A 24909-nucleotide genomic window follows, 5' to 3' on the forward strand; every position below is an offset into this window, starting at 1 on the left:
CCTATGTTCAACGCAAGAGAGGAGGATCCTGTCTGGATCCGTGCCCCCTTCGCCGGAATGACCCGTCCGCCCAGTGAGCCGGGCGAGCAGGATGACGGTGACCTGGCGACCCAGGAGGCTGACCCCGAGGTGGCCAGGCCACCCATGTATAAGGTTGTCTTGCATAACGACGACTTCACCCCCATGGAGTTTGTGGTGGAGGTGCTGCAGACCTTCTTCCATCTGGACAGCGAGACCGCCGTGCAGATCATGCTGACGGTCCACAGCCACGGAAAGGCAACCTGCGGTGTCTTTACCCATGACATCGCCGAGACCAAGAGCCATCAGGTCAACGAGTATGCGAGAGAGTGCCAGCATCCGCTGTTGAGCGATATCGAGGCAGCGGACTGAGACGGGTCGATATCGGATCGCCCTGACAGTGCTGCCGCTGGCGGCGACGAGTGGTCACAGATCCGCACAAGCCGGCCCCGCGTTAACGAGAGACGGTTGCTGCGTTGACGAAGAACTTGCAACGGCGCCATTTGTACCCGATGTTGATGGTGCCGGACCACAAAAGATCCGATGCAAGCCCTATGCGGCGAGAAGGGGACTGCCATGCTGAGCAAAGAACTTGAACTGACCCTGAACACGGCCTTCACCGTGGCGCGTTCCAAGCGCCATGAGTTCATGACCGTGGAGCACTTGTTGCTGGCGCTTCTGGATAATGCTTCAGCATCAGATGTGCTGCGTGCCTGTGGGGCCAATCTCGACAAGCTGCGGTCCGACCTGCAGGATTTCATCAATTCCACCACCCCGCTGATTCCGGAAGACCAGACCGAGCGCGAGACCCAGCCGACGCTGGGCTTCCAGCGAGTGCTTCAGCGGGCCGTGTTCCACGTGCAGTCTTCTGGCAAGAGCGAAGTGACCGGTGCCAACGTACTGGTTGCGATCTTCTCCGAGCAGGAGAGCCAGGCGGTCTACTTCCTCAAGCAGCAGAACGTGGCACGGGTCGATGCGGTCAACTACATCGCCCACGGGATCTCCAAGGTCACCGGCCACGGCCAGAGCCCGTCTTCGGCGGCTCCCGAGGCCGAGGACGCCGAGGAAGCCGGCAGCGAGGCCGGCGGCAATCCGTTGACCGGTTTTGCCACCAACCTCAACGAGCAGGCCCGCATGGGCAAGATCGACCCCCTGATCGGGCGTGATCACGAGCTCGAGCGGGTGGTGCAGATTCTGGCACGGCGGCGCAAGAACAACCCCTTGCTGGTCGGTGAGGCCGGCGTCGGCAAGACCGCCATCGCCGAGGGCCTGGCCAAGCGCATCGTCGAGGAAGACGTGCCCGATGTGATCGGCGACGCCGTGGTGTACTCGCTGGACATGGGCGCGCTGCTGGCGGGTACCAAGTATCGTGGTGACTTCGAGAAGCGCTTGAAGAGCCTGCTGGCGGAACTGCGCAAGCTGCCCAACGCCATCCTGTTCATCGATGAGATCCATACGGTGATCGGCGCCGGTGCGGCGTCCGGTGGAGTGATGGACGCATCGAACCTGCTCAAGCCGCTGCTGTCCTCCGGCGAGCTGCGCTGTATCGGCTCCACCACCTTCCAGGAATTCCGCGGTATCTTCGAGAAGGATCGTGCCCTGGCACGTCGTTTCCAGAAGGTCGATGTGATGGCCCCCTCGGTCGAGGACTCCATCAAGATCCTCAAGGGGCTGCGTTCACGCTTCGAGGAGCACCACCAGCTCAAGTACACCGACGCCGCGCTGGACAGCGCCGCGCGGCTGGCGGATCGCTACATCAACGACCGCTTCCTGCCGGACAAGGCCATCGATGTCATCGATGAGGCCGGTGCCCACCAGCGCCTGTTGCCGCCGGAAATGCGCGTGGACACCATCGACGTCGATCAGGTCGAGGCGGTGGTCGCTTCCATCGCGCGGATTCCGCCGAAGAGCGTATCCAGCTCCGATCGCAAGCTGCTCGAGAACCTGGATCGCGATCTCAAGATGCTGGTGTTCGGTCAGGATGAGGCCATCGACAGCCTGGCGGCGGCGATCAAGCTGTCCCGCGCCGGGCTCAAGTCGCCGGACAAGCCGGTCGGCAGCTTCCTGTTCGCCGGCCCCACCGGCGTCGGCAAGACCGAGGTGGCGCGTCAGCTGGCCCATATCATGGGGGTCGAACTGCTGCGCTTCGACATGTCCGAGTACATGGAACGGCACACGGTATCGCGGCTGATCGGCGCACCTCCTGGCTATGTCGGCTATGACCAGGGTGGTCTGCTGACCGAGGCGGTCACCAAGCAGCCCCACTGCGTGCTGCTGCTCGACGAGATCGAGAAGGCGCACCCCGAGGTCTTCAACCTGCTGCTGCAGGTCATGGACCACGGTCGTCTGACCGACAACAACGGGCGCGAGGCGGATTTCCGTCACGTCATTCTGATCATGACCTCCAACGCCGGGGTCGAGATCGCGACGCGTCGCTCGATCGGTTTCCAGACCCAGGACCACTCCACCGATGCCATGGAGGCGATTCGCAAGACCTTCACGCCGGAGTTCCGCAACCGTCTGGATGGCATCATCCAGTTCGCGTCGCTGGCCAAGCCTGTCGTACGCAATGTGGTCGACAAGTTCCTGGTGGAACTGCAGGCCCAGCTCGACGAGAAGCGGGTGCAGCTCGAGGTGGACGACGAGGCGCGCGATTGGCTGGCGACCATGGGTTACGACCCGGACATGGGCGCCCGCCCCATGGCTCGACTGATCCAGGAAAAGCTGAAGAAGCCCCTGGCCGAGATGATCCTGTTTGGGGATCTGGCCGAGCACGGTGGGCTGGTGCACGTCAGTCTGGAGGACGGAGAGCTTCACCTGTCCACCGACGTGGAAATGGCCGACGCGCCTTGAGCGTCGAGGCAGGCTTTGTGGGGTGTGGCCAAGCCTGAAGCCTGCCTGTTGGGCCTGCCTGCTGAGACTATCAGCAAGTTGGTTGCTTCGACTGGTCAGGAAGTGAAACTACGCGACGCCCCGTCAACGACGGGGCGTCGTCGTTTGTATCCAGCAGGGTCTGGACGGCAACAGCCGTGCGAGTCCCCGGTAGCGGGTCGTTGCCCGGCTCTTGGACGAGGCGGTGCCGCCCTGCTGCGTCAGGCAAAGCAGGGCTGGTGCTGCACCAGAGTCTTGCTGTCTTGCGAAAGGGGGCTGCGCTTGCCGGTGGGGTGGGGCGCGCCGCTAAGGCGCGTTACCGGCAAGTAGCGTCGGCGCTGAAGCGCTGACGCCGGCCGTTCTCAACGGGAACGGTAGACGATGCGACCCTTGGACAGGTCGTAGGGAGTCAGCTCGACCTTGACCTTGTCACCGGTCAGGATGCGGATGTAGTTCTTGCGCATCTTGCCCGAGATGTGGGCGGTCACCACGTGGCCGTTTTCCAGTTCGACCCGGAACATGGTGTTGGGAAGGGTGTCGACGACCACGCCTTCCATTTCGATATGGTCTTCGCGTGCCATATAGGCGAATCCTCGCTGGTGAAATCGAAAAGATGCCTGACCTTGAGGCGTCACTGCCGTTACTGTGGTCAGGATAGCGCGATATTCTGCCGGATGCAGAAGCAGATGGCAAAGGCAGATGGCTGATCGGCCCTCAAAGTGCGCGATATTCTGCCGCTTTCCAGTATCCCCGGAGTCAGATGGCAAAGGCAGATGGCCATTGATAGCAGGCTAGCCCCTCAAAGTGCGCGATATTCTGCTGCTTTCCAGTATCCCCGGAGCCAGATGGCAAAGGCAGATGGCAGGTTAGCTCTCAAGGATAAGCAAAGTTCACGATATTCTGCCGCTTTCCAGTAGCCCCGGAGCCAGATGGCAAAGGCAGATGGCAGGTTAGCGCTCAAGGATAAGCAAAGTTCACGATATTCTGCCGCGTTCCAGTATCCCCGGAGCCAGATGGCGAAGGCAGATGGCTGGTCGGCCCTCAAAGTGCGCGATATTCTGCCGCTTTCCAGTATCCCCGGAGTCAGAGGGCAAAGGCAGATGGCCATTGAGAGCAGGTTAGACCCTCAAAGTGCGCGATATTCTGCCGCTCTCTAGAGAGCAGAGAACGTGCTTGAGCTATCGGGTTGGGCGGTTACTCGCTGTCGATCGGTACCAGTCGTCGCCAGAGCCGGCCATCCAGGCGCTCGAGGGGCGAGAAGCTGCTCTTGTAGCTCATCTTGCGGCACTCCTCGATCCAGTAGCCCAGATAGACGTGGGGAAGTCCCTTCAGGGATGCCATCTGGATCAGAGCCAGCACAGCCTGGGTGCCAAGAGAACGGCGCTCGAGGCTGTGGTCCGGGTCGAAGAAGGTGTAGATGGCGGACAAGCCGTGGCGCAGCTCGTCGAAGGCCGATACCGCTACCAGCTTTCCGTCCAGGCGCATCTCCAGCAGTCTCGCGTAGGGCTGATCGAGGCTCAGGAAGGTACGGTACTGCTCGTGACTCGGTGGGAACATGTCGCCGTCATGGTGGCGCGTGCAGATATAGCGGGCGTAGAGGTCGTAGTGGCGGGAGTCGAACTGCGCCGGCACCACCTCGATGGTCAGGTCGGCATTGCGCCGCATCAGGCGTCGCTGGGTGCGATTGGGGCTAAAGTCCGCTACCGGGATTCGCACGGAGATGCAGGCGTGGCAGCCTTCACAGTGAGGGCGGTAAAGATGCAGACCGCTGCGACGGAAGCCAAGTAGCGTAAGCGCGTCATATACGCCCTGTCCCGGGGATTCCTTGGGATCCAGGAACAGGGTGGTCGCTTCCTTGCCCGGCAGATAGCTGCAGGCGTGCGGCACAGTAAGAAAGAACCGCAGGTCGCGTACGGGTTGACGCGGTGTATTGCTGCTCAAGGCTGCCGTCTCCCTGTCGGATGGCATCGAGTGATGGATCAGGCGTTGGTATGGGTCGTGTCAATGGTGGTCGTCATACATTGCCTACTGATACCACGTCATTCACCGATGCCGGTGAATGACCATGCCGGCGTCGTCAGGCTGTCTCTGTCCAGATCATCCAGCCACCTCTCAAGATAGCCGATGAAGGCTGATCGAGCGATACCTCGAGCGCCGAGGCTGGCCAGGTGGGGCGTGTGCATCTGGCAGTCGATCAGACGCCCGCCGCCGGCCGCCATGGCGCGGGCCAGATGCACCAGGGCGATCTTGGAGGCGTCGGCCTCGCGGCTGAACATCGATTCGCCGAAAAATACCGGTCCCAGGGCGACACCGTAGAGCCCGCCGACCAGCCGGTCGTCACGCCAGATTTCCACCGAGTGAGCGACCCCCTCCCGGTGCAGGTCGCAGTAGGCGTCACGCATTTCATCGGTGATCCAGGTGCCTGACGCATGACCATCGTTGCGCGGTGCAGCACAGGCATCGATGATGGCGTCGAACGCCTGGTCGGCGGTGGCGCGAAAGTTCCCGTTGCGTAGCCGCTTGGCGAGGCTTCGGCGCACGCGTAGCTCTTCGGGGTGCAACACCATGCGCGGATCGGGGCTCCACCAGAGAATCGGCTGGTCGTCGCTGTACCAGGGGAAGATTCCGCGGCGGTAGGCCTCTATCAGCCATTCGGGAGATAGGCCGCCGCCAGCGGCCAGCAGGCCGTCCGGGTCGTCGAGGGCAATATCGACCGAAGGAAAGGTCACAGGATGTTCGTTGAGCCAGGGCAGCATGGGGCTCCCTTTGCAATACCGGGTGGAAGATGGGGCAGTGTGCCCCCAGCCCGCGCTTCGCTCAAGGTATGCTGGGCCTATTCGCTCACCGGCTGGCTCGGTATCATGACCTCCAGTCAGAAGGATGGAAGACGCCGTTATGGCGCAAGGGGAAGGCCGTTTGAGTGCCAACAAGAAGTCCATGTCGTCGCGCGCGACGGCGGCAGCCGCCAAGGAGACCGCCCGCAAGGTCGGGTTGCGTCTGCATGGCTCTGCCAGGGAAGGTGTGATCATCGTACTGCTGGCTGCCTGCGTATTCCTGCTGCTGGCTCTGTTCAGCTTCGAGCCGGCGGATCCCGGCTGGTCGAGCAGTGGCCCCGAGACCGCGGTGGCCAACTGGATGGGCCCCATCGGTGCCTGGCTCGCCGACGTGCTGTATTCGTTGTTTGGCATCAGCGCCCTGTGGTGGCCAGGCATGCTGGCGTTTGCCGCCTGGTACCTGATCCGTTCCCGTCGAGTGGAGTTCGAGTGGGATGCGACCGCCCTGGCCGTGCGCTGCGGCGGGCTGATTCTGCTGCTGCTGGGCTGCACCACTCTGGGGGCGCTCTACTTCCATCAGCCCGACAGTGTGTTGCCATACTCCACCGGTGGCATCCTCGGAGTCGGGCTGGTCGGCGCCCTGCGGCCACTGGTGGGTGTCGGCGGAACAGGTCTGCTCGCCGTTGTCGCTATCCTGGGCGGAATGCCGCTGTTTACCGGGTTGTCCTGGCTCAATGTCATGGACGAGGCGGGCCACCGTTGTCTGTTGCTGGGACGCTGGCTCAAGTCCCGCTTCGCGTCGTCTAAAGACGAGGACGACGCAGGGCAGAGCGCCGACCAGCACAGTGCACCTGAGCCCAGGGCCAAGGCGTCATCGCCGATCGACAGCGAAGATGGCGAGGAAAGCGATACGACGCCCCGGCCGTCCTTGTGGCAGCGCCTGCGCGGCAAGGGGACACCGACCGACCTGAATGAGGCCGCGGGGTCGTCCATGGGCGACGACGGCAACACCGATATTCCCTGGGACGTGGCGGAATCCACGCCGTCGGCCAAGCAGCCTGGCGCTGCCTATACCGAACGCTTTGCCGAGGCCGCGCCTCGCCGTCGCCATGAAGGTAGCGTTCAGGACGGCACCACAACGCCGCGGGACACCCGTCCCACCGAACCTGAGGGCGGGCGGCGAGAGCCGACCCTGACCCCGGAGCCCACGGCTTCCAGAGAGCGGCGAGAGCCGACCCTGGGCGGCAGTTTTGCGGCAGGGGCACCTTCGGCGGCAAGGGCAGAAGAGCCGATGTCGCTGCGTGCAGAGAGGGATGCGCCGGTGCCTTCGCCTGAACGTGCAAGCGAGCCGAGCTCTTTAGAGGCCCCCGAAGCCGGGCCTACTGCTCAGGCACGCTCTCCACAGGCGCGTTCTCCACAGGCGCCCGAAGCCGCGCCAGCCGCGCAGGGTTCTCAACAGGCGCCCGAAACCGCGCCTGGCTCTCCACAGGCGCGCTCTCCACAGGCGCGCTCTTCACAGGCGCCCGAAGCCGCGCCAGCCGCGCCTAGCTCTTCTCAGGCGCCCGAAACCGCGCCCGCCGCGCCAGCCGATCCACAGGAGCGCTCTCCGCAGACGCCCGAAGCCGCGCCAGCCGCGCCTGGCTCGTCTCAGGAGTCCGAATCTGTGCCGTCCGCGCCGGCGACTGGCGCTCCACAGGAGCCGCGTCGGGAAGAGCCCGCTCGCGGGGAGGAGCCGTCGAGCCAGGAGGGGCTCTCGAGCGGGGAGGAGCCGTCGAGCCACCAGACGCAGCCTCGTCGAGAGGAGCGTCGTGCCGAGGAAATCCCCGAGCCGGTGCTGCCTGATGATGGTGGCGCCCTGGCTGGCGGCGCCATCGCTGCAGGGGCGGGTGCCGGTCTGTTGGCGGCCACCCATGAGGCGCCGCGTAGTGTCTCGAGTCAGGCCCCCAGTTCTTCTTCCCGTCCGTCTTCTGCTGAGGACGCTGGTCAGGATGCTGGTCAGCGCGTGCAGCAGGAAGCGGAGCGCAGCGACGCCGGCACGCCGGCCGAGCCTCCCCGCGCTGAGCCAGGTCACGACGCCGCGGGCGGGAATGTTGCCGGAGGCCACGACAGCGTGGGCGAAGGACGTGTGGCTACCGCCGAGCAAGCCCGTGAGGCCGCCGACAACGACGGCCCGACGCTGTGGACGGTAGAGCACCTGCAAAGCCAGCGTCCCGGTTTCGATGACCTGCCGGAACCCGACGGCGAGCTGCCAAGCCTCAGGCTATTGACCCCGCCGGAGCCGCATCAGCCCAACTACACCGAGCAGCAACTGGCCGACATGGCGGAGTTGCTCGAGATGCGCCTGCGCGAATACGGCGTCAAGGCCGAGGTCGTCGATACCTGGCCGGGCCCGGTCATCACCCGCTTCGAGATCAAGCCGGCAGCGGGGGTGAAGGTGTCCAAGATCAGCAACCTGGCCAAGGACCTGGCGCGTTCGCTGATGGTCAAGAGCGTACGGGTGGTGGAGGTGATACCCGGCCGTCCCACCGTGGGTATCGAGATCCCCAACCCCAATCGCGCGATGATCCGCCTGCGTGAGGTGATCGACTCGGACCGTTACCAGCACGAGGCCTCCGGTCTCACCATGGCGCTGGGTCAGGACATCGGCGGCGCCGCGGTGGTGGCCAACCTGGGCAAGATGCCCCACGTGCTGGTCGCCGGTACCACCGGCTCGGGCAAGTCGGTCGGGGTTAACGCCATGCTGATCTCGATGCTGCTCAAGGCGACCCCCGACGAGCTTCGGCTGATCATGGTCGACCCCAAGATGCTGGAGCTGTCGGTCTATGACGGTATCCCGCACCTGCTGGCGCCGGTGGTCACCGACATGAAGGAGGCCGCCAACGCCCTGCGCTGGTGCGTGGCCGAAATGGAGCGTCGCTACAAGCTGATGGCCGCCATGGGAGTGCGCAACATCGCCGGCTTCAACAGCAAGCTCGATGAGGCCGAGCGGGCCGGTGCCCAGGTTGCCGATCCGTTATGGGAGCCCCAGCCCTGGGAGATGCACCAGACCCCGCCGGTGCTGGAAAAGCTGCCCTACATCGTGGTGGTGATCGACGAATTTGCCGACATGTTCATGATCGTCGGCAAGAAGGTCGAGGAGCTGATCGCCCGACTGGCGCAGAAGGCCCGCGCCGCCGGTATCCATCTGGTGTTGGCGACCCAGCGTCCCTCGGTGGACGTGGTCACCGGCCTGATCAAGGCCAACATCCCCACCCGCATGGCCTTCCAGGTGTCGTCGCGGGTCGACTCCCGCACCATCCTCGATCAGGGCGGCGCCGAGAACCTGCTGGGCCATGGTGACATGCTCTACTTGCCGGCGGGCTCCGGTCAGCCGACCCGCGTGCACGGCGCCTTCGTCGATGACGATGAGGTGCACCGAGTGGTGGAAGACTGGAAGCGGCGCGGCGAGCCCGAGTACATCGACGAGATCCTCTCCGGTGGTGTTTCCGCCGATGCCCTGACCGGGCTCGAGGCCGAAGGCACCGGCGATGACAGCGACGCCGAGCAGGACGCCCTCTATGACGAGGCCGTGGCCTTTGTCACCGAGACGCGCCGGGCCTCGATCTCGGCGGTCCAGCGGCGCTTCAAGATCGGCTACAACCGTGCCGCACGCCTGGTCGAGGCCATGGAGATGGCCGGGGTGGTATCGTCCATGGGCAGCAACGGCGGGCGAGAGGTGCTGGCACCGCCGCCCACCGCAGGCTAACCCGATCGGCGCGACACTGTCTCCATTTGGGGACAGTGTCGCGTCAGGATGTAATCACCATGCAAGAGGGTGTCACGACCGGGTTCAGCGGCAACTTGCCAGGCATACTGGACTCAAACGGACATCCTCCCGGCGCCGGAGCCGCTCCGGCGCGACAAGGATTTCGACGATTTCGACGGAGAGACGCTATGCCCGCACGCCTTACCTTGAGTTCCGGTCTTGCCACGCTGGCCCTGGCGCTGGCGATCCCCGCCACCGCCCTGGCCGACGGCGCTGAGCGCCTGACCCGCATGCTGGAGCCGTTGAACACCTATTCCGCCGACTTCGAGCAGCAGATCCTCGACGGCAGTGGCCAGCGCCTGCAGCAGACCGAAGGGCACATGTGGCTGTCGCGCCCCGGCAAGTTCCGCTGGGAGGTCAAGGCACCTTACGAGCAGATCGTGGTCTCTGACGGCGACGAGGTCACCCTCTATGACCCCGATCTCGAGCAGGCCACCATCCAGCCGCTGGATGAGCGCATCACCCACACCCCGGCTCTGCTGCTGTCCGGCAGCGCCAACGAGCTCACCGACAGCTACGAGGTCAAGAGCTCGCAGCAAGGCACCGCCGAGACCTTCACCCTGGAGCCCAAGGCCTCGGACACCCTGTTCGAAAGCCTGCGCCTGACCTTCTACAGCGAGCAGCTGGCGGCGCTGGAGATGACCGACAGCACCGGTCAGCGTACCGCCATCGCCTTCGATAATGCCGAGCAGAACGGCAACATCGATGACCAGCGCTACCGCTTCGAGGTGCCCGAGGGTACCGACGTGATCCGCCAGACCCGCTGATCACACCGGCCGCCGCCGTTCCCGTTCGGCGGCGGCCTCCCTTCCGCACCTTTTCCACGGCCTCCCATTTTCTGTCCGTTCCCTCCTTACCGTGCGCTATCGAGCACGCCGCTTGTCCCCGATCAACCCTGAAGTCTACTGCGACCTTGGCCCAATAGTGTGAGCCGACTAGGGAAACTACTATCCCGGGTATCGTTTTCACGAGGTGCCCCATGTATCCCTACGCCGCTCCCCTGCGAGACCTGTCCTTCGTGCTGTCGGAAATGCTCGAGCACGAGTCCTTGAACCTGGCCCCCTTTGCCGAGGTTGGCCCCGAGCTGGTCGACGCTGTGCTCGAGGAGGCCGCCAAGCTCGCCTCTGATGTCTGGGCGCCGCTCAATGCCAGTGGTGATCGCCAGGGCTGCAGCCGGCTGGAAGACGGCAGCGTGACACTGCCCGACGGCTTCGCCGAGGCCTACCAGGCCTACGCCGAGGGCGGCTGGAACGGGATCGGTGTGTCCGAGGAGCGTGGCGGTCAGGGGCTGCCCGAGGTGGTGGCCAGCAGCGTGCAGGAGATGCTGCACGGCGCCAACATGGCGCTGGGCCTGTGTCCGATGTTGACCGCGGGTGCCATCGAGGCGCTGGCTCACCATGGCAGCGACGAACTCCAGCAGCGTTACCTGGCGCGTCTGGTGGAAGGCAGCTGGACCGGCACCATGAACCTGACCGAGCCTCAGGCCGGCTCGGACCTGTCCCGGGTGCGCACCCGCGCGGTGCCGGAAGGCGATCACTACCGGCTGTTCGGCCAGAAGATCTTCATCACCTGGGGCGAACACGAGGCCGCCGAGAACATCATCCACCTGGTGCTGGCGCGCACCCCCGACGCCCCCGAGGGCAACAAGGGCATCTCGCTGTTTCTGGTGCCCAAGTTCCTGGTCAATGAGGACGGCTCGCTTGGCGAGCGTAACGACGTGGTGTGCGCCTCCATCGAACACAAGATGGGCATCCACGGCAGTCCCACCTGCACCCTCAGCTTCGGCGAGAAGGACGGCGCCGTCGGCTATCTGGTGGGGGAGGCCGGGCGCGGCCTCAACCACATGTTCACGATGATGAACGAGGCTCGCCACAAGGTCGGTATCCAGGGTATCGGTGTCGCCGAGCGTGCCTGCCAGCACGCCCTGGCCTACGCCAACGATCGCTCCCAGGGACGCACACCACCGTCCCGCGGAGGCGAGCCATGCACCATCGGCGAGCACCTGGACGTGCGCCGCATGCTGCTGTCGATGCGGGCGCGCACCGACGCCCTGAGGGCGCTGGCGCTGCTGTGCGCTCAGCAACTCGACGTGGCTCGTCACCATGAGGACGAACCGCGCCGTCGCGAGGCCCAGGCGCGGGCCGAGGTGCTGATCCCGGTGGTCAAGGGCTTCTCCACCGACCAGGCGGTGGACATCGCCTCGTTGGGTGTTCAGGTCCACGGCGGCATGGGCTTCATCGAGGAGACCGGCGCCGCGCAACTGTTGCGGGACGTGCGTATCGCACCGATCTACGAGGGCACCAACGGCATCCAGGCGCTCGATCTGGCGGGGCGCAAGCTCCAGCGCGATGGCGGCGCGGCCTTGTCACTGCTGATCGACGAAGTGCAGGCCACCGCCGAAGCGCTGTCAGCCCATTCTTCTCTTGCTCCGCTGGGGGCAGAGCTTGCCGCCGGTGCCGAGGATCTGCGTGCCTGTGCGGCCCTAGTGCTGGAGGCGGGGGCAGACGCCGAACGCGGCGCCGACGCCATCCAGGCCTACGCCACACCGCTTCTGTCGCTGACCGGCCACGTACTGTGCGCCTGGCAGATGGGGCGCGCGGCGATCATCGCCCGGGCCGCGCTGGACGCCGGCAGCGACGACGACTTCTACCGGCGCAAGCTGGCCTGTGCCGACTTCGCCGTGCGCCAGTGGCTCCCCGAGGGACGCGCCCAGCGTCGCGTCATCGAGGCCGGCTTCGACGAACTGCTTTCCGTATCGCTTGGCTGAACCGATTGGCCGTCGGTGTCCACCGGCGGCTATCTTCTGTTCAGGATCGGCCATCGTCATTTTCCTCGTAGCGAGGCGCAGGCCGCCAGTGGCTACGCATGCGACCTTCAATCAGGAGTGTCTAATGAGCAACATCTACGACCAGGGCATGCCGCGCAACGCGGCCAACCACGTGGCTATCTCGCCGTTGACCTTCATCGAACGCGCGGCCAGCGTCTATCCGGACCTGCCGGCGGTGGTCCACGGCCAGACGCGCCGCGACTGGGCCACCACCTGGCAGCGCTGCCGGCGACTGGCCTCGGCACTGGAGCGTCGTGGACTCGGCAAGGGGGATACGGTGTCGGTGATGCTGCCCAATGTGCCGGCGATGTTCGAGGCTCACTTTGGCGTGCCCCTGGTCGGTTGCGTACTCAACACCCTGAATATCCGTCTCGATGCCTCGGCGATTGCCTACATGCTGGAACACGCCGAGACCCGGGCGATCCTGGTGGACCCGGAGTTTGTCGAGGTGGTACGTGAGGCGATCAAGGGCCTCGATAAACCGCCTCTGATCATCGACGTGCTGGATCCCGAGTTCGAGGGCCAGGCCGAGCGCCTGGGCGAGATCGAGTACGAGGACCTGCTGGCCGAAGGTGACGCCGACTACCCCTATCGCCTGCCCGAAGACGAGTGGGACGCCATCTCGCTGAACTACACCTCCGGTACCACCGGCAAGCCCAAGGGCGTGGTCTATCACCATCGCGGCGCCTACCTCAACGCCGTGAGCAACATCCTCGAGTGGGCGATGCCGCATCACCCGGTGTACCTGTGGACGCTGCCGATGTTCCACTGCAACGGCTGGTGTTTCCCCTGGACCATCGCCGCCAACGCCGGGGTCAACGTCTGCCTGCGCAAGGTCGACCCGAAGAAGATCATGGAACTGATCGCCGACGAGAAGGTGACCCACTTCAGCGGCGCGCCGATCGTGCTCAACGGACTGGTCAATCTGGACGAGTCCCAGCGTCGTGCCATCGACCACCCGGTCAAGGCCACCACCGCCGGGGCGGCGCCGCCTGCTGCGGTGATCGCCGGGGTGGAGTCACTCGGCATCGATGTGACCCACGTCTATGGTCTGACCGAGGTCTATGGTCCGGTGACGGTGTGCGCCTGGCGCGAGGCCTGGGACGAGCTGCCGCTGGAGGAGCGTGCCCGCATCAAGGCCCGTCAGGGCGTGCGTGGGCACATGCTGGAGGCGCTTTGCGTGGCCGACCCGGTGACCCTGGAGCCATTGCCCAAGGACGGCGAGAGCATCGGCGAGATCATGATGCGTGGCAACAACGTGATGAAGGGCTACCTGAAGAACGAGGCCGCCACCCGGGAAGCGCTGGATGGTGGCTGGTACCACACCGGCGACCTGGCAGTGTGGCACGCCGATGGCTACATCGAGATCAAGGATCGCTCCAAGGACATCATCATCTCCGGCGGCGAGAACATCTCCACCATTGAACTCGAGGATGCGCTCTACGCCCACCCGGCGGTGGAAGAGGCCGCGGTGGTAGCGCAGCCTGACGAGAAGTGGGGCGAAAGCCCCTGCGCCTTCGTCAAGCTCAAGGCCACCAGCGGTGAGGTGACCGAAGAGGACATCATCGAGCACTGTCGGGGCAAGCTTGCGCGCTTCAAGGTGCCCAAGCGCGTCGTCTTCACCGAACTGCCGAAGACCTCGACCGGCAAGATCCAGAAGTTCGTGCTGCGTCAGCAGGCCAAGGAGAGCTGATCGCCGCCTGCCATCCGCTGATGGCAGGGTAAGCCCGCCCGCGACAGAGCGGGGAGCAGATCATCAGACGCCGCCTTCGGGGTGACCGGGGGCGGCGTGGTTGTGTCATGATCGAGGGAAATATCCATCAAGGGAGAAAGCAAGTGAGCGAGACGCGGATCGGTGTGGTCGGTGGTGGAACCATGGGTCAGGGCATCGCCCAGGTGCTGGTGCAAAGCGGCTTCGAGGTGAGCCTTTATGATGTTGCCGAGGCCGCCCTGGAGCGGGCCAGCGCGGCGATCGACAAGGGCCTTGCCAAGCTGGTGGAAAAGCAGCGGCTGAGTGCCGAACAGCGGGACGAGGCCCGCGCGCGCCTGACCACGGTCAACTCGCTTCAGGCCCTGGCCGACTGCGGGGTGATCATCGAGGCGGCGCCGGAAGCGCCGGAGCTCAAGGAACGCCTGTTCCGGGAGCTCGATGAGCTCAACCCCGAGGCGGTGCTGGCCTCCAACACCTCCTCGCTGTCGCTGACCCGTCTGGCGGCGGTGTGCCAGCGGCCAGAGCGAGTCGTCGGCATGCACTTCTTCAATCCGGTGCCGGTGCTCAAGCTGGTCGAGGTCATCCGCGCCGAGCAGACCAGCGACGCGACCGTGGCCCGTGTCGAAGCCCTGGCCGAGTCCATGGGCAAGACCGCCGTGGCGATCGGCGACGCCCCAGGCTTCGCGGTCAACCGCCTGCTGGTGCCGATGATCAACGAGGCGGCTTTCCTGGTGCAGGAAGGGGTGGCCAGCGCTGAAGACATCGACACCGCCATGAAGCTTGGCGCCGCCCACCCGATGGGCCCGCTGGCGCTGGCCGACCTGATCGGCCTGGACGTCTGCCTGGCGATCATGAATGTGCTGGCCGATGGCTTCGGCGATCCCAAGTATCGTCCCTGCCCGCTGCTCAAGCGGATGGTCGACGCCGGCTATCTGGGACGCAAGAGTGGCCGCGGCTTTCACGACTACAGCGGTTGAGGCGGTGGCATGCGCCGAAAGGATGGCTTGTGAGCCTACCAAGCGTTCGCTAGGGTTGGGCCAAAGGTGACGAACGCGCCAGGCTCCGCCGACGCCAGGCGGGCCTCGCCGACAACTGACAACTCTGACAAGGAGCATTTCGTGAGCGAACAACTGGTCGAGATGGTCGACAACGATGGCGTGGTACGCCTCACCATCAACCGTCCCAAGGCGTTGAACGCCCTGAATCGCGAGGTCATCGAGGCGCTGGCCGAGATCCTTGATCGGCTCGAAGGTCGCGAGGGCCTGCGCGCGGTGCTGATCACCGGCGCCGGCGAGAAGTCCTTCGTGGCCGGTGCCGACATCACCGCGATGCGCGAGATGAACCCGCTCGAGGCGCGCGACTTCGCCGGTCAGGCGCTGAAGACCATCAAGCGTCTCGAGACGCTGCCGGTGCCGGTGGTGGCGCTGGTCAACGGCTTCTGCCTCGGCGGCGGCTGCGAGCTGGCGCTGGCCTGTGACTGGGCGGTGGCCAGCGACAACGCGGTGTTTGGCCAGCCCGAGGTACTGCTTGGGGTCATTCCCGGCTTCGGTGGCTCCCAGCGTCTGCCGCGTCGGGTCGGCCCGGCCATGGCGCTTGACCTTTGCACCACCGGTCGCAAGATCGACGCCCAGGAGGCCCTGCGCATTGGCCTGGTCAACCAGGTGATGTCCCAGGCCGAGCTCGAGGACTACGCCGCCACCCTGACCAAGCAGTTGTCCGGCAATGGCCCCGGCGCGGTGCGCAGTGCCAAGCAGGTGATCCACGACGGCATGGACCAGGATCTGGACAGCGCCCTGGCGCTGGAGACCAGCCTGTTCGCCCTGTGCTTCGCCTCCGACGAGCAGCGCGAAGGCATGAGCGCCTTCGTCGAGAAGCGCAAGCCCAACTTCTGAGTCCCTTTCACAAGCCTTCAGCTAGGGCTTGTCTGAAAAGTGCCTGCGCTCGGTAATACGGCGTTAAAAATCGGATCAAAATGCTCATTTACACCCCGTAAACTGCGCTGTCTCACCGATTTTTGCCTTGTCTAACCTTCGCTCGTCGACTTTTCGGACAGCGCCTAGCACTGAAGCGGCCATGGCGAATGCCATGGCCGCTTCGTCGTTCAGGCGCGAGGATTCTGGGGGCGCCTAGCGGGGCAATGGTCGCGTGGCCTTGTCCCGGCCCGGCGACAGCATGCCGGTGGCCACAGCGGTGCCTGCCAGGGTGATGGCCATGCCCACCAGGGTGCGCAGTCCCAGGGTCTCGTCGAGCAGCAGATAGCCCCACAGCAGGGCGCTGACCGGTACCAGAAAGGTCACGGTAGAGGCGGCGGTAGCCCCGGCGCTGGCCAGCAGGCTGAAGAACAGCAGAAAGGCGACAGTGGTGGACAGCACCGCCATGGCCAGGGCGCTGCCCCAGGCCTCGATGCTGACGGCTTGCTGCGGCCACATCAGGAGCCCAGGTACCAGCAGCATCAGCCCGGACATCGAGCAGCTGCCGGCAGCCAGCACGCGTACCGGCAGATGGCCGAGGTGGGTCTTCGAATAGTTGCCGGCGATGCCATAGCAGAAGGTGGCCCCGAGAATCGCCAGGATGTACCAGCCATCGCCGCCCAGCTGGAAGTCCAGCCGATCGGCGGACAACACGTAGACACCGACGAAGGCCAGCGCCAGACCCAGGTACTGACGTCGGCGAATCGGCGTGGCGAACCAGGCGGCGCCGATAAGCGCGGTGAAGATCGGAGTGGTGGCGTTGATCAGCGAGGTGAAGCCCGCCTCGAGCTGGGTGGTCGCCAGGGCCAGCAGTGAAAACGGCACCACGTGGTTGATGAAGCCGAGCAGCGCCAGGCGTCCGATATTGTCGCGCACCTGGCGCAGGTAGTGCAGTGATGCCAGCAGGGGCAGCAGCAGCAGGGCGCCGACCCCCATGCGGATCATCACCACTGGGACGGCGCCGAACTCCGGCGAGGCCACCCGCATGAAGATGAAGGACAGTCCCCACAGGCTCGACAGCAGGACCAGCTTGAGGGTGTCTGAGGCCGTCATCGAGATTCCTTGTCGTGGGACGGTGGAGGTAGTGGCAGCACTTTTGCTAGCCCGCTAAGAGTATGCGAGATGCGCGAAACAGGAAAGCCGTTGAGGGTGAGGGTGCTGTGAGCCACCGATGACTCTTGTATGCTGAAGTAGACGGTACCGCAACACTGACTGGGCCAGGGAAGTCCTCGGGAGGGCGCTATGAAGACCATCGGGCTGTTGGGCGGCATGAGTTGGGAGTCCACGGTGAGCTACTACCAGGTCATCAATCGGGATGTGAACCGCGCACTTGGTGGACATCATTCGGCCAAGATTGCCTTGATCAGTCTGGACTTCGCCGAGGTCGAGGCCTTTCAGCATCAGGGCCGCTGGGAGGATGCCGCCGGGCTGCTCGCCGACGCCGCCTGGCGCGTTCAGGAGGCGGGCGCGGACCTTATCGTGCTGTGTACCAATACCATGCACAAGGTGGCCCGAGACATCGAAAAGGCGGTAGATATCCCTCTGTTGCACATTGCCGACGCCACCGCCGATGCCCTGATCGCCGACGGGGTCAAGCGGGTGGGGCTGCTCGGCACCTGTTTTACCATGGAGCAGGGCTTCTACAAGGACCGGCTCGAGGCCTACGGTATCGAGGTACAGGTACCCGAGAAGGCTCAGCGCGATCAGGTTCACCGGATCATCTACGATGAACTTTGCCATGGTGAAATCGAGCAGTCGTCACGCCAGGTGATGCTGTCGATCATGGAAGAGCTCAAGGCCGGTGGTGCGGAAGCGGTGATACTGGGCTGCACCGAGATCGCCTTGCTGGTCGCTCAGGCCGACACCGAGATTCCGCTGTATGATACGACGGCCATTCACGCCCGCAGGGCCGTCGAACTGGCGCTAGGCTGATACTGGTACTGGTTATTAGCACTGGTACTGGCTCCGTGCAGTGCCCGTGCCACCAACTTGAGACGATGGCCCCTGGCAAGGATGCCCATGAAGCTTTCCACTCTCGCCTGTTACCCCGTCAAGTCGCTGCGCGGCATCGCGCTGTCCAGGGCTGAACTCACCGAGCGCGGGCTCGCCTTCGATCGGCGCTGGATGCTGGTCGACGACGACGGGCGTTTCGTCACCCAGCGTGAGATCCCCGCCCTGGCGACCATCGGTGTCGAACTGTCGTCCGACACGCTGCGCCTGGTCCACGACAGGATGGCGCCGCTCGTCCTGTCATTGGACGAGCCGAAGGCGGCGGTGCGCCGGGTGCGGGTCTGGCAGAGCGAATGCCAGGCGTTGGACGAAGGCGACGGTGCGGCGAATTGGCTGGCAGAAGCGCTGGCAAAGTCCTTGCCAGAGTCCTTGCCAGCACCCCGGGGCGAAGCGGGACGTTTCCGGCGGTTGCGGCTGGTGCGCCTGCCCCACGAGCAGCGCCGTTGGGTAGAGACCGAGTTTCTGCCGCCGGCGGAGCGCGGTGTGGTGCATACCGCCTTTGCCGACGGCTACCCCCTGCTGATCGCCTCCGAGGCCTCGCTGGCGGCGCTCAACCAGCGGCTGGAAGCCAAGGGGGAGGCGCCGGTGCCGATGGAGCGCTTCCGCCCCAACCTGGTGGTGTCGGGCGGTGATCCCTTCGCCGAACGGGATTGGGCCTCGTTGGCCGGGCCCGGCTATCGCCTCGGCCTGCGCAAGCCATGCAAGCGCTGCAAGATCATCACCCTGGATCAGCGTAGCGGTGAGGCGCCCTCGGCCAAGGAGCCGTTGAAGACCCTGGTGGAAATGGATACCCAGCCCGGTTGGAAGGGCGCCTTCTTTGGCCAGAATGCCGTCGTCGAGCAGGGCGTGGGGGCCATCCTGCGTGTGGGTGACGTGCTCGATAGCCTGAGCTGACGGTTGATCACCGGCGTTGCCGGCCAACAACTCGACGCCGCTGTCCGCCTTCTCGATGCTCTCACGTCCTTCCCGTCCTTCCCCTCCTCCTTCCCGATGTCACTTCCCGTATAGCCGCCGGTGCAGCTCGCGAATCTCGTCGGCAAACTCCTCAACCGGCCCCTCCACCTCGGCACTCGGCACGATGGTCTGGATCGGCAGCGGGGCGATCGGGGCAGGTGCCACCTGCCACTCGCCGAGCCAGCCGCCGAGCTGTTCTGAGGAGCTGGCGTAGACGATGCGTCCGAGTCCGACCCAGCCATGCGCCGCGGCGCACATGGGGCAGTGTTCGCCGGAGGTATAGACGGTCGAGTGCGCGCGCTCTTCGACGCTGAGGTGCTCGGCCGCCCAGCGGGCGATGGCGAATTCGGGGTGGCGGGTCGCGTCACCGCCGGCGACGCGGTTGCGATCCTCGAAGCGAACCTGCCCTTGCGGGTCCACCAGCAGCGAGCCGAACGGCTCGTCACCAGCCTCGAGGGCCTCCCTGGCCAGGTCAACGCAGCGGCGCAGGTGCTGACGATCGGTCGAATTCATTCAGTATTCCTCATAAAGATGATCCGCGGGCGGCCTCCTGCCTGGGGAAGGATGCCTCCGGGGAGGGATATCTGTGGCCTTGGCTTGACTCTAGCATGGACCAAAGTTGTCCGATGACGGACAGCCAGATACGTGATTCTTCACTGAAATATGCTTCTGGCGTCGGCATTTTCCTACGCAGCGCCCGGCGGATCGACTATTGATGCCGAAGGGTAACCCTAGGACGCTGTAGGTTGTCGGCAAGCTGGCCTGCAAATGAGGTGCGTTGCATGAACACGAGGAATACCATGTTGGCCCAGCAGATGGTGGCGCTGGCCGAGCAGGATAGAGCGTTGCTGGATGAACTCGCGGCCTCGGGGGAGATCCCCTCCGCCGACTATCATCCGCGAGTGCGTGCGCTGCATCAGGCCAATGCCGAGCGTCTGTCTGCGGTCATCGATCGTCACGGCTGGCCGGGCAAGGACACCGTCGGGGAAGACGGCAGCGAAGCAGCCTGGTACATCGCGATGCACGCGGTTTTCGACGTGGATTTCATGCAACGTTGCTGTTCTGCACTGATTCAGGCGGTTGCCGCCGGCCAGGCGCCCGGGCGGCAGCTGGCCTTTCTCGAAGATCGCATAAGGGTCCTGACCGGTCGGCCCCAGCGCTATGGCACCCAATTCGAGATCGGCGACGACGGCTGGCCCGTGCCCAGCGTCATCGAACGGCCGGATGACGTCGATCGGCGTCGTCAGGCGCTCGGGCTGGAGCCGCTGTCCAGTCGTCTGGCACGGTTGAGGGGACCGGGGTTAGCGGGTCCGGATGACTGGCTACGGCGTTCGGCCTGAACCGCTTTGCTTCACTTCCTGCTGCATGTCGAACTGAGCCGGCTGCCAGTTGGTGGCCTCTCAATCTGCCCTTGTCACCAGACTCATGACGGCGCGCCGGCATCTCGGCTGACGTCGCTATCCTGCCCGGGCAGTGCTGACACCAATCCCAGCGCCACGGCCAGCCTGACCAGATGCGCCAGGCTATCGGCGCCGAGTGTCTTCATGATGCGCTGACGGTAGACCTCCACGGTCTTGGCGCTCAGCGTCAGCTTCTCGGCGATCTCGCGACTGGTAAGCCCGCGGGCCACCTCGACCAGAATGGCCTGTTCGTTGGCCCTCAGCCCTTCATATCGCTGCCGCAGCTCTTCGAGATCGGCCTGGGCCCGCTGCCGGTGCTGGTGGTGAGCCAGCGCCTGCTGGATGACATCGATCAATTGCTGCTGATTAAAGGGCTTTTCGATGAAGTCGAAGGCTCCCGCCTTCAACGCGGCGACCGCCATGGGCACGTCACCGTGACCGGTCATCATGATCAGGGGAGGACAACGGTCTCGCTCGGCCAGCCGCTGCTGGACCTGCAGACCGCTGAGGCCGGGCATGCGCACGTCCAGCAGCAGCACCTCATGGTGCCGCGACGAGGCGAGAAAGGCGTCGCCGCTTGCGTAGCCCTGACTGCCAAGTCCCACCGACTGCAACAACCAGGCGAGCGACTCGCGCAGGTCATCGTCGTCGTCGATGATGGCGATGGTTGGCTGGTCAGCAGTGTCGACGGGCATGATGGTCACTTCGCTGGTTGGGCGAGTCTCGCGGGCAGGCCCCTATGCTAGCCGATCCCCCGGCCAAAGGGGACCGTGCCAGGCGATGCCTGGTCGCCGGGTTTTCGTACAAAGCCTGGTGCCTGATCTCCGCCTGGCTGGCGCTTGGCGCCTCAAGTCAGGGGACGCGCCGAGGTATCAGCGGGGCGAGCCCTCAGGCGGAGGGCAGGGTAATACGAAAGCGCGCACCCTGTGGCGCGTCAGGATCTTCTGGCCGCCTCGCACCGGGACCGGGGGGAAGAGCGTCTGCGCTCGGTGGGTCGCCGTCATCGATCAGCACCAGGTTGCCGCCCATGGCCTCGATCAACGACAGGCTGATCGATAGCCCCATGCCGAGACCGTCCTTGCGGCCGCTGACGAAGGGCGTAAACAGGCCCTGGCGTTGCTCTGGTGCCACGCCGGGGCCGTCGTCGACGATGTCCACGCAGCATTCACGGGAGCCAAGCGGGTAGGCTTCCAGGCGAATGCACGGAGGCCTGGGCGGAGTGGCGATGTCGCGACAGGCGTCGAGAGCGTTGCGGATCAGGTTGACCAGTACCTGTTCCAGGCCGATGGCGTCGGCCATGACGAGGTCGAGGCCAGGGGCCAGGCGTGACGCCAGATGCACGCCTTCGTGCCGACACTGGGGCTCGCACAGGTCGCAGGCCTGGCCAATGATCTCGGCGAGATCCTGGGGCGCGAGGTGAAGACTGCCGCGGCGAACGAAGCGACGGATATGCTTGAAGCGTTCGGATAGGCGCTGAATCTGATCGTTGATGCGGTTGAGGGGCAGCGCCAGTTGGTGGGCGGGTTGGTCGGGGTCGCGCTCGAGCTGCATCAGCGCGCCGCTGGCGTAGTTGCCCATGGCCGCCAGCGGCTGATTGCATTCGTGGGCGATATTGGTGGCCAGTTCACCCAGGCTCGCCAGGCGATTGGCGTGGGTGATCTGCTCCTGATGGCGGCGTGCCTGGGCCTCCGCCTCCAGGCGCAGACTGAGATCTCGATTGAGGATCGACAGTCGCGTCTGCCCTCCCTGTTCACGGTGCAGCTGGACCACGCTGAGCACCGGGATCTCGCCTGAGGGTGAGGCCAGGGCCAGCTCGCCACTCCAGCGCCCCTCCAGGGTGACGGCAGGCAGCACCTGTTCACGCCATCTTTGTGCCGACGTTGGCACCAACAGTTCGGCAATGGTCGTGCTTGCGCCTTCTTCGTCGAGCCTGAACAGGCTACGTGCGGCCTGATTGCAGTAGACCACGCGTTCGTCCTGGTCGCAGAACAGCACAAAATCGGTGGTCGATTCCACCACCCTTGCCAGGCGCTCGCGGCGTGCCTCGGACTCGACACGCCGACTGACGTCGCGGGAGACGCACAGCACGTCGGTGAGTTCGCCGGTAGCGGGGTCGCGACGGGTACGGCTGGTGGTCTCGAACCAGATGTAGTGGCCGCTGCGGGTGCGAAAACGGTAGGTCTGCTCGTAGAAGCCCTCGTGGTAGTAGATGCGAGGGGACTTGGACAGCAGCGCCGCCAGATCGTCCGGGTGGAAGAGGTCGTAGGCCGATACACCGATCAAGTCGTCAGGATCATAGCCCAGCAGGGTCCTGGCGGCCTGGGAGGCGTAGAGGAAGACGCCGTTGTGGTCGTGGCGCGAGATCAGATCCGTGGTGCTCTCGGCCAGCCACTGATAGTGGCGCTTCTCCTGTTCGAGCTGCTGTACCCGTTCGCTGAGCGCCTCTACCTGCTGGCGCAAGCGTTCCTCTTCGGTTCGCGGTTCGGCGCTGGAGGCTTTAGCGTCGTTGCTGTCGTGGCGCATGGTCATCAGGCCCTAGCGAGCCGGGTCTACCACGCCACCCAGCGAGGCATTGCGTCTGAACCAGCCGGCGATGCTGGCGCGGGGCAGGCGGGTCGGCAGTACTTCATGCGGCACCTGCTCGGACAGGAAGCACACCAGGGTGCCGGCCCTGGGGGCGACCCTGGTGAGCTCCCTCTGCGGGTCCTGTTCAGCGTAGATGACCATCTCGCCACCGCCATCTTCCGGCCAGTCGGGATTGAGATAGCCTACCGTGGAGACCACGCGGTTGGCGCGGCCTCGGAAACTGTCGAGATGGCGACGGTAGAAGGCTCCGGCAGGGTAGCGGGCCAGATGCGCCTCGTACTCGAACAGGCCGAGAAACAGGCTCTCGTTGAGCCTCTGCTGGAGTTCGCCCATGGCATCGAGATAGCGGCGCTGGGCCAGGGTTTCCCGATCGAGCCAGTGGATGGCGTCGCCACGAATGTCTTCGCGGGTATCGAAGTCGGATCCGCGGCCGATGCCGGCCCTGGCCAGGGCCTGCTGGTGCGCTCGGCCCTCGACCTCGGCGTGCAGCGCCTGGCACAGCTCGGCGTCGATCATCCCTTCACCGACATAGAAGCCGCGTTCCACCAGGGCGTCCACCAGCTCCTCCATCCGTTGCGGCGGCAGGGGGCAGGGATCGGGGTAGCTCATGAAATCGGTGCTCGTCTTGTCATCGCGGGGCCATGCCTGGTCATCTTGGCGCTCTTCTCGGAGGCAGATGGCGTAGTCTACCCTCCGGGCGGCGAGAAAGGCTCATGTCCAGGTCGCATCCCTTGGCCAGCAGCTCCACCAGCATCATGGCGGACAGCCCCCAGATCACGTAGTCGTCGCCCTGGTCGGCGGGGATCAGGTAGCTCGGCACATAGATGTCGTTGCCGTCCACCGGGATCACGTCGGTGTGGGTACGCTGGTCATCGATAAAGTGCGACAGCGGCACCTCGAAGATCGCGTCCAGCTCGCCCAGGTCCGGGACCAGCGGCAGATCCGGCGGAATCAGCCCGACGAAAGGGGTGACCTTGAGACCATGCAGCGACAGCACATCCGAGAGCTGGCCGAGCACCTCTACCTGGCCGGGGGGGAGGCCTATCTCTTCTTCGGACTCGCGCAGGGCGGTGGCCAGCAGGTCGGCGTCATGAGGCTCCCGCTTGCCGCCTGGAAAGGCGACCTGGCCGCTGTGGGTCGACAGGTGGCTTGCGCGGCGGGTGAACAGCAGGCCGGGCTCGGGCCGATCGACCAACGGAATGAGTACCGCCGCCTCGGGCAGCTTCAGCGTCAGGCGGCGGGGGGAATGCGCTTGCAGGCGTTTGCGAAGTTTCTCTAACATGGGGGATCCGCAGGGTTTCACTCCTTGTACCCAGCCCCGTGCAGTGGCGTCAAGCCCGTCCTCCATTCCCGAGCCGGGAGCGACATGAACGATTGCAGCCCATGAATTTTTGCAGCCATTGCGGGCAGACCGTCCGTTTCGTCATCCCCGAGGGGGACGACCGTCCGCGTTACCTGTGTGACGACTGCGGTACCATCCACTACCAGAACCCGCGCATCGTGGCCGGCACGCTGCCGGTTTGCGGGTCACGGGTGCTGCTGTGTCGTCGCGCCATCGCACCGCGTGAAGGCTACTGGACGCTGCCGGCGGGATTCATGGAAAACGGCGAGACCACCCCGGACGCAGCACGGCGCGAGACCCGCGAGGAGGCCTGCGCCGAGGTAGCGCTGTCGGGGCTCTACACCATGATCGACCTGCCCCATATCAACCAGGTGTTCATGATCTTTCTCGCCGAGCTCGATGGAGGTTACGCCGCCGGTCCCGAGAGTCTTGAGGTCGCGCTGTTCGAGGAGCACGAGGTGCCCTGGGACGAACTGGCCTTTCCCACCATCGAGCGTACCCTGCGTCACTTCTTCGAGGACCGCGCAAGCGCGACCTTCCCGCTACACATCAGCGATATCACACCGGATCAGCGCAAGCGCTTCTTCGGCAGCGCCTGACAGCACACGTCCAAGGCTTCCCGGGGGCGGGGCCAGGGCTGC

21 protein-coding genes are annotated in these 24909 nt (G+C 65.0%); 12 read left to right on the plus strand and 9 right to left on the minus strand.

Translation table 11 applies throughout. The features are described from left to right. Positions 1–3 precede the first annotated feature (3 nt). Both clpS and clpA read left to right on the plus strand, forming a co-directional pair. Entirely contained in the window at positions 4–390 is a 387-nt protein-coding gene (clpS, locus tag C6W88_RS16470; RefSeq protein WP_083970414.1) for an ATP-dependent Clp protease adapter ClpS, read from the plus strand. Between the two features lie 204 nt (positions 391–594). Continuing rightward, on the plus strand, positions 595–2871 hold the full coding sequence (gene clpA, locus C6W88_RS16475) for an ATP-dependent Clp protease ATP-binding subunit ClpA (RefSeq protein WP_045992909.1): 2277 nt from the start codon (positions 595–597) through the stop codon (positions 2869–2871). 380 nt (positions 2872–3251) lie between these two features. Here the strand turns inward: clpA and infA are convergent, their stop codons facing one another. The 3 genes from infA to aat all read right to left on the minus strand — a co-directional run bounded on the left by infA (position 3252) and on the right by aat (position 5645). Next, positions 3252–3470, minus strand: coding sequence for a translation initiation factor IF-1 (gene infA / locus C6W88_RS16480; protein WP_013332816.1), 219 nt, complete (start codon positions 3468–3470; stop codon positions 3252–3254). Positions 3471–4083: 613 nt separating this feature from the next. Then, positions 4084–4830 carry an arginyltransferase gene (locus C6W88_RS16485; protein WP_045992908.1) on the minus strand — a complete coding sequence of 249 codons (747 nt, stop codon included), beginning with the start codon at positions 4828–4830 and terminating at the stop codon, positions 4084–4086. A gap of 98 nt (positions 4831–4928) precedes the next feature. Then, on the minus strand, positions 4929–5645 hold the full coding sequence (gene aat, locus C6W88_RS16490; protein ID WP_108133263.1) for a leucyl/phenylalanyl-tRNA--protein transferase: 717 nt from the start codon (positions 5643–5645) through the stop codon (positions 4929–4931). A gap of 181 nt (positions 5646–5826) precedes the next feature. Here aat and C6W88_RS16495 point away from each other — a divergent pair, with 181 nt between their 5' ends. The 6 genes from C6W88_RS16495 (at position 5827) to C6W88_RS16520 (ending at position 15898) form a co-directional block, all read left to right on the plus strand. Next, positions 5827–9408, plus strand: a complete 3582-nt coding sequence (locus tag C6W88_RS16495) for a DNA translocase FtsK (protein WP_231498682.1) — start codon at positions 5827–5829, stop codon at positions 9406–9408. A gap of 188 nt (positions 9409–9596) precedes the next feature. Then, complete coding sequence (gene lolA / locus C6W88_RS16500; RefSeq protein ID WP_045992906.1) at positions 9597–10235, plus strand: outer membrane lipoprotein periplasmic chaperone LolA; 639 nt, start codon at positions 9597–9599, stop codon at positions 10233–10235. Positions 10236–10447: 212 nt separating this feature from the next. Beyond that, positions 10448–12235 carry an acyl-CoA dehydrogenase gene (locus tag C6W88_RS16505; protein WP_108133264.1) on the plus strand — a complete coding sequence of 596 codons (1788 nt, stop codon included), beginning with the start codon at positions 10448–10450 and terminating at the stop codon, positions 12233–12235. A 124-nt stretch (positions 12236–12359) separates the two neighbouring features. After that, entirely contained in the window at positions 12360–13988 is a 1629-nt protein-coding gene (locus C6W88_RS16510) for an acyl-CoA synthetase (protein WP_108133265.1), read from the plus strand. A gap of 143 nt (positions 13989–14131) precedes the next feature. Next, entirely contained in the window at positions 14132–14983 is an 852-nt protein-coding gene (locus C6W88_RS16515; protein WP_045992903.1) for a 3-hydroxybutyryl-CoA dehydrogenase, read from the plus strand. A 141-nt stretch (positions 14984–15124) separates the two neighbouring features. Then, on the plus strand, positions 15125–15898 hold the full coding sequence (locus C6W88_RS16520; protein WP_045992902.1) for an enoyl-CoA hydratase-related protein: 774 nt from the start codon (positions 15125–15127) through the stop codon (positions 15896–15898). Positions 15899–16132: 234 nt separating this feature from the next. Here C6W88_RS16520 and C6W88_RS16525 read toward each other — a convergent pair whose 3' ends face one another. Next, positions 16133–17029: a DMT family transporter gene (locus tag C6W88_RS16525; protein WP_108133266.1), complete on the minus strand. Its 897-nt coding sequence runs from the start codon at positions 17027–17029 to the stop codon at positions 16133–16135. Between the two features lie 189 nt (positions 17030–17218). Here C6W88_RS16525 and C6W88_RS16530 point away from each other — a divergent pair, with 189 nt between their 5' ends. Both C6W88_RS16530 and C6W88_RS16535 read left to right on the plus strand, forming a co-directional pair. Further along, positions 17219–17908 (plus strand): aspartate/glutamate racemase family protein, encoded by a 690-nt coding sequence (locus C6W88_RS16530; RefSeq protein WP_108133267.1) that lies wholly within the window; start codon positions 17219–17221, stop codon positions 17906–17908. Positions 17909–17995: 87 nt separating this feature from the next. Further along, positions 17996–18880 carry an MOSC domain-containing protein gene (locus tag C6W88_RS16535; RefSeq protein ID WP_108133268.1) on the plus strand — a complete coding sequence of 295 codons (885 nt, stop codon included), beginning with the start codon at positions 17996–17998 and terminating at the stop codon, positions 18878–18880. Positions 18881–18979: 99 nt separating this feature from the next. On the opposite strand, the gene C6W88_RS16540 is transcribed toward C6W88_RS16535, so the two are convergent. Next, complete coding sequence (locus tag C6W88_RS16540) at positions 18980–19453, minus strand: nucleoside deaminase (protein ID WP_108133269.1); 474 nt, start codon at positions 19451–19453, stop codon at positions 18980–18982. 269 nt (positions 19454–19722) lie between these two features. Here C6W88_RS16540 and C6W88_RS16545 point away from each other — a divergent pair, with 269 nt between their 5' ends. Then, the gene (locus C6W88_RS16545; RefSeq protein ID WP_146164678.1) at positions 19723–20280 is read left to right on the plus strand and encodes a DUF6624 domain-containing protein; all 558 of its coding nucleotides are present in this window, start codon (positions 19723–19725) and stop codon (positions 20278–20280) included. Between the two features lie 83 nt (positions 20281–20363). Here the strand turns inward: C6W88_RS16545 and C6W88_RS16550 are convergent, their stop codons facing one another. From C6W88_RS16550 to C6W88_RS16565, 4 genes are all read right to left on the minus strand, one after another. After that, positions 20364–21035, minus strand: a complete 672-nt coding sequence (locus C6W88_RS16550) for a response regulator transcription factor (RefSeq protein WP_108133271.1) — start codon at positions 21033–21035, stop codon at positions 20364–20366. Between the two features lie 193 nt (positions 21036–21228). Beyond that, entirely contained in the window at positions 21229–22863 is a 1635-nt protein-coding gene (locus tag C6W88_RS16555) for a PAS domain-containing sensor histidine kinase (protein ID WP_108133323.1), read from the minus strand. Between the two features lie 12 nt (positions 22864–22875). Beyond that, on the minus strand, positions 22876–23535 hold the full coding sequence (locus tag C6W88_RS16560; protein ID WP_108133272.1) for a 2OG-Fe(II) oxygenase: 660 nt from the start codon (positions 23533–23535) through the stop codon (positions 22876–22878). A gap of 40 nt (positions 23536–23575) precedes the next feature. Next, positions 23576–24208 carry a CoA pyrophosphatase gene (locus C6W88_RS16565; protein WP_108133273.1) on the minus strand — a complete coding sequence of 211 codons (633 nt, stop codon included), beginning with the start codon at positions 24206–24208 and terminating at the stop codon, positions 23576–23578. Between the two features lie 101 nt (positions 24209–24309). On the opposite strand from C6W88_RS16565, the gene C6W88_RS16570 reads away from it, so the two are divergent. After that, a complete protein-coding gene (locus C6W88_RS16570; protein ID WP_108133274.1) occupies positions 24310–24867 on the plus strand; it encodes an NUDIX hydrolase in 558 nt (185 codons plus the stop codon). Positions 24868–24909 lie beyond the last annotated feature (42 nt).

The organism is Halomonas litopenaei (assembly GCF_003045775.1).
Lineage (GTDB): Bacteria > Pseudomonadota > Gammaproteobacteria > Pseudomonadales > Halomonadaceae > Halomonas > Halomonas litopenaei.

What these genes read in the sequence shown, in the direction of transcription:
- aat (WP_108133263.1), bottom strand. Translation starts at nt 5,645, where the DNA reads ATGCTGCCCTGGCTCAACGAACATCCTGTGACCTTTCCTTCGGTCGAT.
- C6W88_RS16545 (WP_146164678.1), top strand. Translation starts at nt 19,723, where the DNA reads ATGAACACGAGGAATACCATGTTGGCCCAGCAGATGGTGGCGCTGGCC.
- C6W88_RS16540 (WP_108133269.1), bottom strand. Translation starts at nt 19,453, where the DNA reads ATGAATTCGACCGATCGTCAGCACCTGCGCCGCTGCGTTGACCTGGCC.
- clpA (WP_045992909.1), top strand. Translation starts at nt 595, where the DNA reads ATGCTGAGCAAAGAACTTGAACTGACCCTGAACACGGCCTTCACCGTG.
- C6W88_RS16565 (WP_108133273.1), bottom strand. Translation starts at nt 24,208, where the DNA reads ATGTTAGAGAAACTTCGCAAACGCCTGCAAGCGCATTCCCCCCGCCGC.
- C6W88_RS16510 (WP_108133265.1), top strand. Translation starts at nt 12,360, where the DNA reads ATGAGCAACATCTACGACCAGGGCATGCCGCGCAACGCGGCCAACCAC.
- C6W88_RS16560 (WP_108133272.1), bottom strand. Translation starts at nt 23,535, where the DNA reads ATGAGCTACCCCGATCCCTGCCCCCTGCCGCCGCAACGGATGGAGGAG.
- C6W88_RS16530 (WP_108133267.1), top strand. Translation starts at nt 17,219, where the DNA reads ATGAAGACCATCGGGCTGTTGGGCGGCATGAGTTGGGAGTCCACGGTG.
- C6W88_RS16505 (WP_108133264.1), top strand. Translation starts at nt 10,448, where the DNA reads ATGTATCCCTACGCCGCTCCCCTGCGAGACCTGTCCTTCGTGCTGTCG.
- C6W88_RS16495 (WP_231498682.1), top strand. Translation starts at nt 5,827, where the DNA reads ATGTCGTCGCGCGCGACGGCGGCAGCCGCCAAGGAGACCGCCCGCAAG.
- C6W88_RS16555 (WP_108133323.1), bottom strand. Translation starts at nt 22,863, where the DNA reads ATGCGCCACGACAGCAACGACGCTAAAGCCTCCAGCGCCGAACCGCGA.
- infA (WP_013332816.1), bottom strand. Translation starts at nt 3,470, where the DNA reads ATGGCACGCGAAGACCATATCGAAATGGAAGGCGTGGTCGTCGACACC.
- C6W88_RS16570 (WP_108133274.1), top strand. Translation starts at nt 24,310, where the DNA reads ATGAATTTTTGCAGCCATTGCGGGCAGACCGTCCGTTTCGTCATCCCC.
- clpS (WP_083970414.1), top strand. Translation starts at nt 4, where the DNA reads ATGTTCAACGCAAGAGAGGAGGATCCTGTCTGGATCCGTGCCCCCTTC.
- C6W88_RS16535 (WP_108133268.1), top strand. Translation starts at nt 17,996, where the DNA reads ATGAAGCTTTCCACTCTCGCCTGTTACCCCGTCAAGTCGCTGCGCGGC.
- lolA (WP_045992906.1), top strand. Translation starts at nt 9,597, where the DNA reads ATGCCCGCACGCCTTACCTTGAGTTCCGGTCTTGCCACGCTGGCCCTG.
- C6W88_RS16550 (WP_108133271.1), bottom strand. Translation starts at nt 21,035, where the DNA reads ATGCCCGTCGACACTGCTGACCAGCCAACCATCGCCATCATCGACGAC.
- C6W88_RS16525 (WP_108133266.1), bottom strand. Translation starts at nt 17,029, where the DNA reads ATGACGGCCTCAGACACCCTCAAGCTGGTCCTGCTGTCGAGCCTGTGG.